This is a genomic window from Ruegeria sp. F5, assembly GCF_056533845.1.
Genome location: NZ_JBQFOU010000013.1, coordinates 66,223 through 82,381, shown reverse-complemented (window position 1 = coordinate 82,381; position 16,159 = coordinate 66,223). Strand labels below are relative to the sequence as shown.

Sequence of the window (16,159 nt, the reverse complement as noted above, 5' to 3'; positions counted from 1 at the left end):
GCATCCGTCAATTCGGTATACTAAGGTATACAATAAGGAGGCCCTTATGACGGACTATTCTGAATGCCTCGACATCGCCCGGCAGGAGCTCAAGCTGGCACAGGCCGCGCTGCGGCGGGACATGGCGCAGTACCCGACACCGATTGCCGGATGCGACGCGCAGTTCAATCATCTGCTGGATCAAAGCGAACGGGTTCGCAACGCGCTGGCCGCCCTTGAAGCGCCAAATTTTGTTCCGACACCAAGAAACCTGACCCCCGGGCGGAGCATCGAAAGCCGATGAAGGTTCACATTCTGGATGACTGGTTCGACACGCTGCGCGGTTTGCCCTGCTTTGCGAAGCTTGTCGAACATGAGGTGACGGTCTGGACCGATCACGTCGAAGACCCCGCCAAACTGGCCTCGAGGTTGCAGGAGGCCGAGGCGGTGGTTCTGTTCCGCGAGCGCACCAAAGTGACGCGGGACCTGCTTGCGGGCCTGCCCAATCTGAAACTGATCAGCCAGCGCAGTGTTTACCCTCATGTCGACGTGCAGGCCTGTTCGGATCATGGCGTGCTGCTGTGCTCGAACATGCATGCGGGCACTCCGTCCTATGCGGCGGCCGAGTTGACCTGGGCGCTGATCATGGCCGGGATGCGCGATTTGCCGGGGCAGATGGCCTCGGTCAAGGCGGGGCGCTGGCAGGCCGGGGTCGGCAAGACGCTGCGCGGGCGGCAGCTGGGGCTTTACGGTTATGGCCGCATCGCCCGCGCGGTTGCGGGCTATGCCGATGCGTTTGGGATGAATGTGATCTGGTGGTCCTCGGAGGACGGCCGGGCGCGGGCGCAGGCCGACGGTATGCAGGTCGCACCCAGCCGTCAGGATTTCTTTGCGGACAGCGATGTGGTCTCGGTCCATGTGCGCCTGAAACCGGACACGCGCGGGATCATCGCCGCGTCGGATTTCGCGCAGATGCAGCCGGGCGCGCTGTTCGTCAACACCTCACGGGCCGGGCTGATCGCACCGGGTGCCTTGCTCGAGGCGCTCGATGCCGAGCGCCCCGGCAAAGCGGCGATTGACGTCTTCGACGCCGAGCCGCTGACCGATCCGAACGATCCGCTGCTGTCGCATCCCAACCTGATCGCGACGCCGCATATCGGTTTCGTGACCGAGGACGAGTTCGACCTGCAATTCGCCGACATTTTCGATCAGGTGAATGCCTACGCCAAGGGCGCGCCGATCCACATGATCAATCCCGAGGTTTGGACCGGCGCGTAACCGGACGGGCCACTCCGGCTGCGACAGCGGTCACAGGCATGATCCGCATCCAAGGCCGGGGAAACCCGGAACGATCCCGCGCGCCTGCGGGGCCGGGTGTTACGGCCCGAATCACTTTCCCGGAATATAAGGCGGTCTGTTTCTGGAAGTTCCGGATTCCGGCGGTTTTGATGGTGTTGACTCCCCATGTATCCATATGTATACAATCGGACGCAACGAAAGCTTGAACCCGACCGCGCGGTCGATGAAACCCAGTAGGTAGACAGGATATGGCCCCCCAAAAGGAAGCTTACGATATCGCTGTGATCGGCGGCGGCAACGCGGCCCTCTGCGCCGCGATGACCGCCGCCGAGGCCGGTGCCCGCGTTCTGATCCTTGAAACGGCGCCGAAACCCTATCGCGGGGGCAACTCTCGCCACACCCGCAACTTTCGCTGCATGCACGGCGCGCCTTTGGGTCCGCTGATCGAGGCATACAGCGAAGACGAATACCTCTCGGACCTGCTAAAGGTCACGGGGGGCAAAACGGATGAACATCTGGCGCGCTTGGCAATCCGCACCTCGGAAGAATGCCTGCCATGGATGGAGGCGCACGGGGTTCGGTTTCAGCCATCGCTTTCGGGCACATTGTCGCTGGCACGCACCAACGCGTTCTTCATGGGGGGCGGGAAATCTCTGGTGAACGCCTATTACCGAACGGCGGCGGGTCTGGGCGTGGATGTGCTGTATGAAGCGGCGGTCACGCATCTGGAGCTGAATGGCGATCAGATCGACTGGGTGGACTATACCTATGAAGGGCAAACCCACCGGATCACGCCCAAGGCCGTCATCGTCGCCTCGGGCGGGTTTCAGGCCGACACCGACTGGCTGACTCGCGCCTGGGGCGCGCCTGCAAAGAACTTCCTGATCCGGGGCACCCCCTACAACCGGGGCGTGGTGCTGGCCGACCTTCTGGATCAAGGGGTCCAAAGCGTCGGCGATCCGACCCAGTGCCACGCCGTCGCCATCGACGGGCGCGCGCCGAAATTCGATGGCGGCATTGTCACCCGGCTGGACTGCGTGCCGTTTTCCATCGTCGTTAACAAGGATGCCGAGCGGTTCTATGACGAGGGCGAAGATGTCTGGCCGAAACGCTACGCGATCTGGGGGCGTCTGGTGGCGGCCCAGCCGGATCAGGTGGGCTATGTGATCATCGATGCCAAGTCGCTGAACCTGTTCATGCCCTCGGTCTTTCCGCCGCTGAAAGCCGATACTCTGGACGAACTGGCGGGAATGCTGGACCTGCCCGCCGACAAACTGACGGCCACCGTCAGTGAATTCAACGAAGCCTGCGGCGACACCAGCGGGTTCCACCCGACCGAACTGGACGGTGTTTCGACCTCGGGCCTGACCCCGCCCAAGACCAACTGGGCCCGCCCGATCACAAAGCCGCCCTTCTATGGCTACTCGCTGCGCACCGGCGTGACCTTTACCTATCTGGGGCTGAAGGTCGACGACACGGCGCAATGTTCGACCCCGGGCGGCAAGATCAAGAACCTTTGGGCGGCGGGAGAAACCATGGCCGGGTCGATCCTTGGGCAAGGGTATCTGGCCGGGTTCGGCATGACCATCGGAACCGTTTTTGGACGCATCGCAGGACGTGAGGCCGCCGCTTATGCAAACTGAACTGATACAGGAAGCCCGCCGTCAGGCCGAGATCTGCAACGCCTGCCGCTATTGCGAGGGCTATTGCTCGGTCTTTCCATCCCTGCATGCGGAACGCGCGTTTTCGGATGGTGATATCACCCAACTCGCCAACCTCTGCCACAACTGCCGGGGCTGCTATTACGCCTGCCAGTACACGGCACCGCATGAGTTCGATCTGAACCTGCCCAAGGCCCTGGCCGAGGTGCGGCGCGACGGTTGGGAAAGCTTCGCGTGGCCGCAGCCGTTGGCGCGCCGGTTTCACACCCATGGCGGGGCCATAGCGCTGGCGCTTGTGATCGGGTTTGCCCTGCTGTTCTGGGCCATCCGCGCCATCGGATCGAGCGGAGGTCAGGGGTTCTACGCCGTCCTGTCCCACAATGCGATGGTCGCGATCTTTGCACCCGCGTTCCTGCTGCCGCTTTTCAGCATCGGCATCAGCCTGCGGCGCTACTGGGCCGAGGTCGGCGGCAATCCCATCCAAATGGCAGACCTGACCGCCGCTCTCAAACGCGCGGGCAAGATGCAGGATCTGGCCGCAGGCCATGGTGAGGGCTGCAACTTCGAGGACGAAGACCGGTTCAGTCAGGCGCGACGTCATATTCATCACGCCATCATGTATGGCTTCCTGCTGTGCGTCGCATCGACCTCGGTCGCGACGGTCATGCATTATGGCTTAGGATTGCACGCGCCCTACGGGTTCTGGTCCTTGCCCAAACTGTTCGGGATTTCCGGCGGGCTGTTGCTGACAGTGGGTTGTGGCGCCATGGCCCTGCTCAAGCAGAAATCCGACCGCGAGCTTGGCGATCCGTCAGCCTGGGGCGGGGATATCGGGTTCATCCTGTTGCTCGGCTTTGTCGGGTTCAGCGGATTGGTTCTCTATGCCCTCGGCTCAACACCGTTGATGCCCGCGCTGCTTGCCATTCATCTCGGATCAGTCCTGACGTTTTTCCTGCTGACGCCCTACACCAAGATGGCGCACGGGTTTTACCGGTTGGCGGCCCTGATCAGGGATGCGCAGCGCAAGCGGGGCTGACATGCCGAACGGACACACTGAGGGGGCCCTACGCGCTGGCGTTGGATTTCCGGACCGTACTGCCGGGTATTAGCCGGAAACCGACATCTTTTGTGGATTTCACCGGCTCGTTGTTGATCTGTGCCAGCACCATCTCGGCAGCGATCTGGCCGATTTTCAGATGTGGCACGGCAATCGAGGTCAAACGGTAGGGCTGGATCGCTGAGATCGGCAGGTCGCCCCAGCCCGCGATGCCGATATCGTCCGGCACCCGCAGCCCGATCTTCTGCGCATATTGCAGGCCGCCAATCGCCATGTTGTCGTTTTGATAGAAAATCACCTCGATATCCCGGTGCGCGGCCAAAAGCTGCTCGGTCCCGTAGAACCCAGTATAGAATCCGGGGGTGTCCTTGAGAAGCAGCTGTTTCTCAAGCTGCCCGTTTGCATCTTCGATGGCTTTTGAGAACCCCTGCAGACGCGCCGTTGCAGCATTGGCAACGTCATGGGATGTGCCGACATAACCGAATTTCCGATAGCCCATCCCGGCAAGATAGCGGCCCATGCTGTAGCCGCTGTCAAAGTGGTTCAGGCCGACACACATATCCAGAGGGCTTGAATTGAAGTCCCAGATCTCGACCAGAGGAATGCCCGCGCCGCGCAGCATCTGAATGGCCTTGGGGCTATGAGAGCGGCCGGTTACGATCAATCCGGCCGGCTGCCAGGACAGCACTGTTTCGATCCACTTTTCCTCGTGATCGATTTCATGCTCGGTCAGGCCCAGAACGGTTTGATGGCCAAACGCGCCCAGCTTGCGGTCGATGCCTTCCAGAACCTGCGCGAAGATTTCGTTGCCCAGTTCGGGGATGCTGACACCTACAAATGTCGACTTCTTGTCGCCCGCAAACACCGTCGCCAAACGATTCGGCAGGTAACCCAAACGGTCGACTTCGGCCATCACCTTGGCACGGGTCTTTTCCGAAAATCCGCCTTCGTCGCGCAGGACCCGGCTTGCCGTCATCTTGGAAACGCCTGCGGCCCTTGCAACCTCGGCAAGGCTTATTTTATTGTTTTTATTGTATTTTTCCGGATCGCTGCTCATTTACGTTACGGGTAACTCTTTTTTATTGACATCCGAGTGGCCTGCAAGAATGCTAACGTAACGTTACGGGTAACTCAAGGCGCTGTTGAGGAGCAGCAGAGTTACCGCGATCTGGGAGGTGGCCTCGGTGCCCGGCACTGCACAAAACAATCTCTTCTTTGACGGTATAAAGAAGCATTTCGGAGGCACCTATGCCCTACGCGACGTGTCGCTGAACATCGAGCGTGGTGAAATCGTCGCTTTGCTGGGTGAAAACGGGGCCGGGAAATCCACACTGATCAAGATACTCGGCGGCATCCACAAGGCGGACGAAGGACGCGTTCTGATCGACGGTCATCCCTACGAGCACCGGCCAGGCGGTTTCGGTGAACGTCAGTCGGTGGCCTTCATCCATCAGGATCTGGGCATGATCGAATGGATGACGGTGGCGGAAAACATCGCGCTGGCACTGGGATATGCGCGCAAAAGCGGGCTGATCAACTGGAAATCCGTCGAAGGTTTCGCGCAACAGGCACTGGACAAGGTCGGATGTGAATTTGACCCCAGCACGCGGGTACAGGACCTGTCGCGGACCGAGAAATCGCTGGTTGCCATCGCACGAGCGCTGGCGGTGGATTGCGACTATCTGGTTCTGGACGAACCCACAGCATCTTTGCCTGCAGATGAGGTCGAACGGCTGTTCGAGGCACTGCGCCCCCTCAAGGAGCAGGGTGTCGGGATGATCTATGTCTCGCACCGTCTGGATGAGATTTTCCGAATCGCGGACCGCGTCGCCGTGTTGCGCGACGGCGAGATGGTCGGGCTGCGCAGCATTGATCACACCACCCCCGAGGAGTTGGTCTATATGATTGTCGGTCGCAAGACGCGGCAGGTGATGAAACCCGACACGCCCCCGGGCGATACGATTTTGCAGGTGTCCGGCCTGAATATGGAGGCCGCACATAATGTCAGCTTCCAGCTTCAGGCCCGCGAGATCGTGGGTCTGGTTGGCCTCCGCGGGGCCGGGCACGAGCATGTCTCGCGCGCGCTGTTCGGGTCCGAGATGTTCAACGGCGAGATCACGTTGCATGGCGAAAGCCCCGATCTGTCATCACCGCAGACGGCCATGGCGTCAGGCATCGGTCTGGTCGCGCGCGACCGGACCGAGGAATCGGTGGCCATGTCGCTGACCATTCGCGAGAACACGTTTCTGAACCCGGCGGCTATCGGGCGCTCGCTGCTGTCTTTCATGAGCACCCGCGCGGAAACCGAAAGCGCTGCCCGGATCGGCAAGGGGGTCGCCCTGTCGCCCAATGACCAGAGCATGGCCATCGAAAGCCTGTCGGGCGGCAATCAGCAAAAGGTCGTGATCGGACGCTGGCTGGAAACAAAGCGCAAGCTGCTGATTTGCGAAGACCCGACCGCCGGAGTGGATGTGGGGGCCAAGGCCGAAATCTATGCCTTGCTGAACCGCGCCATGGAAGAGGGCGTGGGCATCATCGTTGTCTCGACCGATTTCGAAGAGGTCGCCGCGATCTGCCACCGCGCCATCGTGTTCAGTCAGGGCCAAATCGTGAGCGAATTGTCGGGCACGGAACTGACCACTGAAAACCTCATACAGGCTGCCTCGGCCTCGAGCGCCGTGGCGAGTTAAGGAAAACGAATATGCAATCGCTTGAATCCAACGCGCTGGAACCCACCAAGGCCGAATTGAAAAACGCCTCGCTGAAAACGCGCATTCTGCGGTTTCTGCCGGTCTATGGTCTGGTTCTGCTGACTGCGTTCCTTATCATCCTGTTCTCGATCCTGCTGCCCAACACCTTTCCGACGATGCTGAACCTGCGGGCGATCATCTCGGACAAGGCGATCATTGCGCTGTTGTCGCTTGGGGCGATGATCCCGATGGCGGCGGGCCGGATCGACCTGACGGTGGGGTATGGGATCGTGCTTTGGCACATTCTGGCGATTTCCCTGCAGACCATGTTCGGCATTCCGTGGCCCATCGCCGTGGCCATCGTTCTGTCACTGGGCCTGCTGACAGGGTTCCTGAACGGGCTGCTGGTCGAGGTCGCCAAGATCGACAGCTTCATCGCCACGCTGGGCACTGGCACCGTTTTGTATGCGCTGGCCCTGTGGCACACAGGCGGCCGTCAGATGGTGGGCGCATTGCCCGAAAGCTTCTATGCCATCAACGGCACCTTTGTTTTCGGCCTGCCGATCACCGGGTTCTACGTGCTGGCGATTACCGTGGCGATGTGGCTGATCCTGGAATACACGCCCATCGGTCGATACCTCTATGCGATTGGCGCCAACCAACGCGCCGCGCAGCTGAACGGTATACCGACGCGCAAATTCGTCATCGGCGCTTTCATGTCATCGGGCCTGATCACCGCCTTTGCCGGGGTGCTCTTGGCCTCGAAACTTCGGATCGGGCAAGCCTCGGTCGGTTTGGAATTCCTGTTGCCTGCTTTGGTCGGGGCCTTTCTGGGGTCAACAACCATCAAGCCGGGACGTGTGAATGTCTGGGGAACAGTCGTGGGTGTCGCGATCCTGGCTGTTGGTATCTCGGGCATTCAACAATTCGGTGGATCCTTCTGGGTCGAGCCGATGTTCAACGGTGTCACGCTTCTGATCGCAATCGGCATTGCCGGTTACGCCCAGCGGCGCAAGGGCGCCAGCAAGTAAAAGCATAAGGGAGGAGATTATGCTGAAACGGACGTTCATGGCGGTATCCGCCGCTGCCCTTCTGACCGGTCTGGGGATGCCAGCGATGGCCGAGACCGCCTTTGACGGGCCAACCGCGGGGCCAACCGCGGCCGAGGGAAAATCGATTGTTGTCGTCGCCGCCGACCTGAAGAACGGCGGCATTCTGGGCGTGACCAACGGCGTGGAAGAGGCCGTGGACACCATCGGCTGGGAGGTCCGCGTGCTGGACGGCGCAGGTTCGATTCAGGGCCGCACAGGGGCGATTGGTCAGGCGCTGGCCTTGCAGCCGGACGGGATCATCATCAACGGCTTTGACGCAGTCGAACAGCAGGCCGCGCTGGAAGGCGTGGTCGAGGCCGGTATCCCGATTGTCGCATGGCACTCGGGTCCAAAGATCGGCTGCGATGCGCCGGGCGGTATATTCGCCAATGTCTCGACCGACGCGATGACCGTGTCCGAGGTGGCTGCGGAATGGGCGATGGAGGATGGCGGTGACGAGGTCGGTGCGATTATCTTCACCGACTCGACCTATCAGATCGCCATCGACAAGGCCGACCGCATCAAGGAAACCATTGAAGCCGCAGGCGGCACGGTGCTGGAATATGTCGATACGCCCATCGCAGACACCTCGGCTCGGATGGGGCCGCTGACCACCAGCCTGTTGCAGAAATACGGGGATCAGTGGACGCATGCGCTGGCGATCAATGACCTTTACTTCGACTTCATGGGTCCGGCGCTGGCCGCCGCTGGCATCTCGTCCGAGGATGGTCCGCAGGCGGGGTCCGCTGGCGATGGCTCCGAGGCTGCGTTCCAGCGCATCCGCAGCGGCAACTACCAGACCATCACCGTGGCCGAGCCGCTGAACCTGCAGGGCTGGCAACTGGTGGACGAGCTGAACCGCGCCATTCAGGGCGAGGCATGCTCGGGCTATATCACCTCGCCGGCGCTGGTGACCGAGGCGGGGCTGGCCAAGCTGGGCGATACCAACCAGTTCGACCCCGACAGCCCATACCGGGAGGCCTATTCGAAAATCTGGGGCAAGTAAGCCCACGGGTGGCCCCTGACAACGGGGGCCGCTTTCGGCAGGGATGAAACGCGCAAGAACCTGCGAGCGGTCGATTGACCGCCATGGCGGAGCTATGCGCAGAGGAGGAAACTATGAGCGACACGCCATTGGTTCAAATGCAAGAAATAACAAAGCGCTTTGGCGGTGTGACGGCGCTGCAGGATGTGGACCTGACCGCCTATGCGGGCGAGGTTCTGGCCATTGTCGGCGACAACGGGGCCGGAAAATCCACGCTGATCAAGATCCTGACCGGGGTCTATCAGCCGACCGAAGGCCGGATTCTGCTGGACGGCCAACCGTTGGAGATGTCCAGTCACTCGGACGCCATCGCAAACGGGATTGATGCTGTTTATCAGACATTGGCGCTGGCCGATCACCTGTCGCCCGCTGCGAACATGTTCTTGGGCAACGAATTGACCACGAGCTTTTTGGGCATCCCGTTTCTGGACAACAAACGCATGAAGACTGAGGCCGCGCGGGTGCTGGAAGAACGCCTGGGCGTGCGTCTGAGGTCAATGGATGTGATGACCGAAAGCCTGTCGGGTGGTCAGCGTCAGGCCGTTGCGATTTCCCGTGCCGTGTATCACGACGATCTGCGCCTGCTTGTGATGGACGAACCCACCGCCGCGCTGGGGCCGCAGGAAACGGCACGGACGCTGAAACTGATCAAGGCGCTGCGCGAGCAGGGGCTGGCGGTGATCCTGATCTCGCATTCGCTGGATGATGTGTTCGAAGTGTCGGATCGCATTCACGTCCAACGCCGTGGCCGCGCGGTTGGCGTTGTCAAAACTGCGGAAAGTTCCGTGCAGGATGTTCTGGGCCTCATCGTGGGCGCTCAGGATGCGGCTGCGTGAGGAGTAAAGAGATGTCTGCAACAACCACGCATCCCGAAAAGACACTGATGGACCGGCTGGAACCTTATCTGGCTTTCATCGGTCCCATGGTCATGATCCTCGCGATCCTGATCTTCATGGGGATCGCCGAACCGGCGCGGTATTTCCGACTGACCAACCTTAACCTGATCCTGCTGGACGCGGCGCTTTACATGCCGATGGCGATGGCGATGACATTTGTCATCACCCAGCGGGGTATTGACCTGTCGATTGGCTCGGTCGCGGCGCTGTCGGCCATTCTGATGGCCTTTCTGGTCAAGCAATACGGCTTTCCGGCTTGGATTGCGGTGCCTCTGGCCATTTTGATGGGCGCGATCATGGGCCTGATCAACGGTCTGGTTATTACCCGGTTCAAGGTGCCGGACCTGATCGGTACGTTGGCGATGGACCTTGTCTATCGCGGTCTGGCGCTGGTGATTGCCAAAGGTCTTGTGCTGGCCCGTTTCCCTGACCTGATCACCGAGATCGGGCGTGGCCAGATCCCCGGTTTCATCCCGGTGCCGGTGGTACTGGGCCTGATCACCATGGCCGTTGGCTATGTGGTCCTGACCCGCACCTATTTCGGGCGCTACACCATCGCCATCGGCTCCAACCCCGAAGCCAGTGAGATGACCGGCGTCGCGGTCGATCGCCACAAGATCTACGCCTATGTGCTAATGGGCGCGGCGGCGGCGATGGCGGGTGTGATGCTGACCGGAAAGCTGAATGCGATTCAGGCGACCTCGGCCCCGTATTTCAACCTGCACGTCATTGCGGCGGTGGTTGTGGGCGGCACGTCCCTGTTCGGCGGGCGCGCCTCGATGCTGGGATCATTGGCCGGTGTGCTGCTGCTGTCGATGATGATCAATGCGCTGGTGACCCTGCGGATCGAGTTCTTCTGGCAATCCGTCGCCTCGGGCGTGGTGATCGTCAGTTCGGTCGCTCTGTACACCTGGATGCAGAAAAAAGACCGGGATGGCGCGCATGGCCTGCTGGCCGGGCTGCGCAGCAAAGAAGCCCAAAAGCTACTTCGTTTTTCAGCCGCGCTGATCGGCGCCCTGATCCTGTTGCTGGCCCTCGGGGCGGGACTGGCAACCGAGCCTGTGCCTAGCGGCTAGGGCAACAAAAGTGGTGCGCCGGGGGATAGGAGCCCCGACGCACCTGCAAGACCCCACTTATTCGCGAAAGGGAGGACTTACCGTGAAACAATTGAACAAAGCACTACTGACGACAAGCGCGTTTTGCCTGTGTGCCGCCGCGGCCTGGGCCGAGGGCAACCTGCCCCTGAAAGAGCTGCCGGGCATCGAAGACAGGGATTACTGGGTTCCGGGCGAGGTGAACGCCGACGGCAAGCTCGAGGCGCTTCAGGCGACAACGGGGGCCGAGGCGGTGAAATACAGCGGCACGCAGGACGGCCCGCTGCAGATCGCGCTGATCTATCCGTCGGCGGATACCTCGGATTTCTGGGCGCGCAACTATCTGGCGATGACGAAACGGCTGGAAGAGTTGGGGATCGAATACGAGACCACAGAATTCGCCAGCCGTCAGATCGAGCACAGCCTGCAGTCGACCTATGCCAATCAGGTGGTTCAGGATGCGGACCTGTATGATTTCGTGATCTTCGGGCCGTCAGAACTGGCGATTCAGGCAGACAATATCGACAAGATGGCAGGCAATGATGGTTTTGCCACCTTTGTCTGGGCTTTCCACACGCCACCCAAGGACCTGAAGAACCAGCCGGATGCGTGGTTCGACTTCAGTTCGGCCGCCGGTGCGCTGACCATGTGCGACTATATGCTGGAACGTCTGGGCAACGATGTGACCATGGCGATGAACCGGGGCATTCCGGGCATCACCGACGATCAGCGCTCGGGCGATTTCAAGGCCTGCGTTGAAGAGAAAGGCAACTGGACCACCGTTTACGAACATTACGGTGAGTACCAGCGCGAAGGCGGCTTTGAAGGCACCAGCCTGATCCTGCAGGCCTATCCCGAAGCCACGATCATCCATAACGCCAACACCGCGATGGCCATGGGCTCGGTCGAGGCGCAGGTCGCCGTCGGCAAAGAGAAAGACGTGTTCTCAACAGGTTGGGGCGGCACGGGTCTGGAGCTGGACGCCATCCGCCGGGGCGAGTTGGACGCAACGCCGATGCGCATGGGCGATGACGTGGGCGCAGCCACGGCCGAAGCGATCAAGGCACATCTGGAGGGCCGTCAGGACGAGCTGCCCTTTGTCTTCCTTGGCCGCATCACGGTGGCCCACGATCGGATGAGCGCGGATGAGCTGAACGCGCTGGAGCAGGAAGCGTTCCGCTTCTCGGGCGTCGGCGCGCTGGAACGCTGATACCCCTCTCTGTGACCGGCTGGCGAATGGCCGGTCACGGAACCCAATTTAAGACGGCCACCGGAGGGAGATCGAATGGCGCAATCCATGATGCTGATTGAAAAATGCAGCCATTGCGTAAGCTGGTATGACATTGAAACGGGCGCCCGGCAGGGGCGTTTGGATTTGCCGCATTTCCCCCATGAATTCGTGGTCGATGATGAGTTTCACTATGCCTATGTCGGGCATTATGGGGTGCAGAACTCGGGCATTGAAGGGCTGGAGGGCCGCTCGGTCATCGTGATCGACATCCGCAAGCAGGAAATCGTGCACACCTATGATCTGGGTGAACACCGCCGCCCGCATGGGATCGGGCTGGACGGGCAGGGGCGGCTTTATGTGTTGTCGGAATGGACCGGGCATCTGCTGGTCAAGGAAAACCCGCGTGCCTTCGATCAGGGCTGGGACCATATCACGCCGACCGGCGGCACCAAATGCCATCTGTTTGCGCTGACCCGGGGCGGGCATACGGCCTATTCGATGAACCTGACCTCGGGCGATGTGACCGTGTTCAAACCCTATGATGCCTCGGTCACGCCGATCTCGATCAAGACCGGGCAGAAACCCGAGGGGCGCTGCCTGCGCGAAGAGGCGCGGACGCTTTACACCTCGCAACGGATTTCCAACACGGTGGCGGTGATCAACATCGACACGCTAGAGATCGAGCGGACCTTTCCAACGCCGGACGATCCTTGCCGCATCTACTATGACAAAAGGCGCAACCGGCTGGTGACAATGAACCATTTCGGCGGGTCGTTTTCGGTGTTCGACGAAGCGACCGGAGAGATGTTGCACGAACAGAAAACACCCGCCAACCCGCTGGCGCTGTGCATCGATGATGAGGCCGCATTCGCCTATATCGCCATCGATTGCGAACAAGTGCAGCGCTTCAACCTCGATACGTTCGAAGTGGTGCAGACCTTTGACACCGGCAAAGAGCCGGACGTGATGGTCATCCTGCCGGACGGGTTTTCCAATTACTGGGAGGGCGCGGCATGACCAAACCCCGTATCGCCATTGTCCCCGGCGACCCGTCCGGCATCGGACCCGAGTTGATCGCCAAGCTGCTCAATCAGGACGGCGTGCAGGACGCAGCCGATATCGTGCTGGTGGGCGACAGCCACCTGTGGCAACGCGGCGCGAAACAGGCCGGGCTGGATGTGCCGCTGAACACGGTGGGCGCGGTGGCGGACCAGACGGGCCTAATGCATCTGGAACTCGACACCATTGCGCCCGAGGACGTGCAGATCGCTGAGGTCACGGTCGAGGGCGGCACGACCTCGCTGCGCTGTCTCGACAGGGCGATGGATCTGGCGATGACAGGGCACGTGGATGGCATCCTGTTCGGCCCGTTCAACAAGGCTGCGATGACCGCCGCCGGGCTGAATGCCGAAGATGAGCACCGCTATATGGCGCGGTATCTGGGCCATACCGGCTATCACTCGGAACTCAACGTTCTGGATGAGCTGATGACGACCCGCGTGACCTCGCATATCGGGCTTAAGGATGTGGCGGCCAATATCACCGAAGAGGGGATATTGAAAGCGGTTAACCTAGCCAACGACACTTTGCGCAAGGCGGGCAACACGCGCCCCAATATCGCGGTGGCGGCGCTGAACCCACATGCCGGGGACAATGGCAAGTTTGGCCGGGAAGAGATCGAAATTCTCGAACCCGCCGTGCGCAAAGCGCAGCAAAAACAGATGAGTGTGAGCGGTCCATGGCCCTCGGATACGGTGTTCCTAAAGGCGCAGCGGGGCGAGGTCGATGCGGTTGTGACCATGTATCACGACCAGGGCCAGATCGCGATCAAGCTTATGGGGTTCGAACGCGGTGTGACCGTCGCGGGCGGGCTGCCCATTCCTGTCGCTACCCCTGCCCATGGCACCGCTTTTGATATCGCCGGACAGAACAAGGCCGATCCGGGCGCGACACGGCAGGCGTTCGATCTGCTGGTGCGCATGGCGAAAACACATCGCGCCGAACGCAGCGCGGACTGAGAGGACAAAGATGACCAAGATCAAATCCGTACGCACCCGCGTCTGGAACTGGACCGGACCGACCGTGCCGCCCACCGGCAATTTCTGCACCAATGCCTCGGACGCACTGTATGAAAAGGGCGATGCGATGTCGTCCTTCCGTTTTCACCAATGGCTGACATGCGAGATCGAGACCGAAGATGGCACCGTCGGCATCGGCAACGCGGCCCTTGCGCCCTCGGTGGTCAAAGCCGCCATCGACGAATGGTTTGCGCCCTTGGTGATCGGTGAGGACCCGTTCGACTACGCTTACTTATGGGAAAAGATGTACCGCCGCAGCCATGCCTGGGGGCGCAAGGGGATCGGGATGATAGCGATCTCGGCGGTTGATCTGGCCATCTGGGACCTGATGGGCAAGCTGGCAGGGAAACCAGTGTTCAAACTGTTGGGCGGGCGCACCAAGGAGAAGATCCCGGTCTACTATTCCAAGCTCTATTCCGGCCCCATCGACGTGATGCAGGCCGAGGCCGCCGAGGCGCAAAAGAACGGCTATTCCGCCTACAAGATGCGGTTCGGCTGGGGGCCCAAGGATGGCATGGCGGGGATGCGCAAAAACCTCAAACGGGTCGAGGCCGTGCGTGAAGTCATCGGCTATGACGTCGATCTGATGGTCGAATGCTATATGGGCTGGAACCTCGATTACACCAAGCGGATGCTGCCCAAGCTGGTCAAATATGAACCCCGCTGGCTTGAGGAGCCGGTGATCGCCGATGACGTCGAAGGCTATCGCGAGCTGAATGCGATGAACATCATCCCGATCTCGGGCGGTGAGCATGAATTCTCGATCATCGGCTGCAAGGACCTGATCGAGAAAAAGGCAGTCTCAGTCCTGCAATACGACACCAACCGGGTGGGCGGCATCACTGCGGCGCAAAAGATCAACGCGATTGCCGAGGCGTTTCAGGTTCCCGTCATCCCCCATGCGGGGCAGATGCACAATTATCACCTGACCATGGCCAACGCCAATTGCATGATCAGCGAATACTTCCCCGTCTTCGACGTCGAGGTCGGGAATGAGCTGTTCTACTACATCTTCGAAGGCGACCCCGAGGCGTTGGACGGCTTCCTTGATCTGGATGATGACAAGCCGGGTCTGGGGATCGAGATCACGGACAAGCACCTGAAACATTTCGAAATTACGGAGTAACCCATGACCTATACCGGTATCTGGCCCGTTGCGCCGACGCCGTTTCATGAGGACGGAACGCTTGATCTTGAGGGGATGAAACGGGTTCTGGATTGCCTGATCGATCAGGGCGCGGATGGCATCTGCGTGCTCGCCAATTTCTCGGAACAGTTCCTGATCTCGGATGAGGAACGCGCAATCCTGACCCGGCTGAGCCTCGAGCATGTCGCCGGCCGTGTGCCGATGATCGTGACGATCAGCCATTTTGCCACCCAGATCGCGGTGGAGCGGGCGAAATTCGCCAAAGATCTGGGCGCGGACATCGTGATGATGATGCCGCCCTATCATGGGGCGCTGCTGAAAGGGAACGCGCAGCAGACCTATGATCAGTTTGCCGCCGTAGGCGAGATCGGTATCCCAATAATGGTGCAGGACGCACCCTTGTCAGGCGTTGATCTGCCTGTTCCCTTGTTGGTGCGCATGGCGCAAGAGATCGAAATGGTGAAGCTGTTCAAGATCGAATGCCCTCGGGCGGCCAACAAGCTGCGCGCGCTGATCGCCGAAGGCGGTGATGCGATTGAAGCGCCCTTTGACGGCGAGGAAGGCATCACCTTGTTGGCCGATCTGGATGCGGGGGCCACGGGGTCAATGACCTCGGGCATGATCGTGGATCAGATCAAGCCGGTGATCACGCACCACCTGGCAGGCCGCGTGGACGAGGCGACCGCCGCCTATGGCCGTGTGGCGATGGTGATCAACCATGAAAACCGCCAATGCGGCTGGCAATCCTGCAAGGCCGCGATGGTCGAAGGGGGCGTGTTCACCTCGGATTTCTGCCGTCACCCGATCGACCCGTTGCAACCGGCCATCCGCGACCGGCTGATCGGTCTTTTGAAACCGCTGGACCCGATGGTCCTGAATTGGGGAAGATAA

Annotated in this window: 15 protein-coding genes; 14 read left to right on the top strand and 1 reads right to left on the bottom strand. The window is 60.6% G+C overall.

The window, feature by feature from the left end:
- Positions 1-46: 46 nt before the first annotated feature.
- The 4 genes from ACR0K1_RS18290 (at position 47) to tcuB (ending at position 3,975) form a co-directional block, all read left to right on the top strand.
- Positions 47-283: a hypothetical protein gene (locus ACR0K1_RS18290; protein ID WP_480615903.1), complete on the top strand. Its 237-nt coding sequence runs from the start codon at positions 47-49 to the stop codon at positions 281-283.
- Positions 280-1,257 carry a D-2-hydroxyacid dehydrogenase family protein gene (locus ACR0K1_RS18285; RefSeq protein ID WP_480851441.1) on the top strand — a complete coding sequence of 326 codons (978 nt, stop codon included), beginning with the start codon at positions 280-282 and terminating at the stop codon, positions 1,255-1,257. The genes ACR0K1_RS18290 and ACR0K1_RS18285 overlap by 4 nt, the downstream gene beginning before the upstream one ends.
- Before the next feature lie 269 nt (positions 1,258-1,526).
- On the top strand, positions 1,527-2,921 hold the full coding sequence (gene tcuA / locus ACR0K1_RS18280; RefSeq protein WP_480615899.1) for an FAD-dependent tricarballylate dehydrogenase TcuA: 1,395 nt from the start codon (positions 1,527-1,529) through the stop codon (positions 2,919-2,921).
- Positions 2,911-3,975, top strand: a complete 1,065-nt coding sequence (tcuB, locus tag ACR0K1_RS18275) for a tricarballylate utilization 4Fe-4S protein TcuB (protein ID WP_480615897.1) — start codon at positions 2,911-2,913, stop codon at positions 3,973-3,975. The genes tcuA and tcuB overlap by 11 nt, the downstream gene beginning before the upstream one ends.
- A 28-nt stretch (positions 3,976-4,003) precedes the next feature.
- Here tcuB and ACR0K1_RS18270 read toward each other — a convergent pair whose 3' ends face one another.
- Positions 4,004-5,053, bottom strand: coding sequence for a LacI family DNA-binding transcriptional regulator (locus ACR0K1_RS18270; protein ID WP_480615895.1), 1,050 nt, complete (start codon positions 5,051-5,053; stop codon positions 4,004-4,006).
- Between the two features lie 85 nt (positions 5,054-5,138).
- Between ACR0K1_RS18270 and ACR0K1_RS18265 the strand changes: the two genes are divergently transcribed.
- From ACR0K1_RS18265 to ACR0K1_RS18220, 10 genes are all read left to right on the top strand, one after another.
- Positions 5,139-6,686, top strand: a complete 1,548-nt coding sequence (locus ACR0K1_RS18265) for a sugar ABC transporter ATP-binding protein (RefSeq protein WP_480851440.1) — start codon at positions 5,139-5,141, stop codon at positions 6,684-6,686.
- Between the two features lie 11 nt (positions 6,687-6,697).
- Positions 6,698-7,717 (top strand): ABC transporter permease, encoded by a 1,020-nt coding sequence (locus tag ACR0K1_RS18260; RefSeq protein ID WP_480615891.1) that lies wholly within the window; start codon positions 6,698-6,700, stop codon positions 7,715-7,717.
- A gap of 19 nt (positions 7,718-7,736) precedes the next feature.
- Complete coding sequence (locus ACR0K1_RS18255; protein WP_480615889.1) at positions 7,737-8,783, top strand: substrate-binding domain-containing protein; 1,047 nt, start codon at positions 7,737-7,739, stop codon at positions 8,781-8,783.
- 113 nt (positions 8,784-8,896) lie between these two features.
- Complete coding sequence (locus tag ACR0K1_RS18250; protein ID WP_480615887.1) at positions 8,897-9,658, top strand: ATP-binding cassette domain-containing protein; 762 nt, start codon at positions 8,897-8,899, stop codon at positions 9,656-9,658.
- Between the two features lie 11 nt (positions 9,659-9,669).
- Positions 9,670-10,794 carry an ABC transporter permease gene (locus tag ACR0K1_RS18245; RefSeq protein ID WP_480851439.1) on the top strand — a complete coding sequence of 375 codons (1,125 nt, stop codon included), beginning with the start codon at positions 9,670-9,672 and terminating at the stop codon, positions 10,792-10,794.
- A gap of 82 nt (positions 10,795-10,876) precedes the next feature.
- Complete coding sequence (locus ACR0K1_RS18240) at positions 10,877-12,022, top strand: substrate-binding domain-containing protein (RefSeq protein ID WP_480615883.1); 1,146 nt, start codon at positions 10,877-10,879, stop codon at positions 12,020-12,022.
- Between the two features lie 75 nt (positions 12,023-12,097).
- On the top strand, positions 12,098-13,060 hold the full coding sequence (locus tag ACR0K1_RS18235) for a YncE family protein (protein WP_480615881.1): 963 nt from the start codon (positions 12,098-12,100) through the stop codon (positions 13,058-13,060).
- Positions 13,057-14,061, top strand: a complete 1,005-nt coding sequence (locus tag ACR0K1_RS18230) for a 4-hydroxythreonine-4-phosphate dehydrogenase PdxA (RefSeq protein WP_480615879.1) — start codon at positions 13,057-13,059, stop codon at positions 14,059-14,061. Before ACR0K1_RS18235 ends, ACR0K1_RS18230 begins: the two co-directional genes overlap by 4 nt.
- 10 nt (positions 14,062-14,071) lie before the next feature.
- Positions 14,072-15,247 carry an L-rhamnonate dehydratase gene (locus ACR0K1_RS18225; RefSeq protein ID WP_480615877.1) on the top strand — a complete coding sequence of 392 codons (1,176 nt, stop codon included), beginning with the start codon at positions 14,072-14,074 and terminating at the stop codon, positions 15,245-15,247.
- Between the two features lie 3 nt (positions 15,248-15,250).
- Complete coding sequence (locus ACR0K1_RS18220; protein ID WP_480851438.1) at positions 15,251-16,159, top strand: dihydrodipicolinate synthase family protein; 909 nt, start codon at positions 15,251-15,253, stop codon at positions 16,157-16,159.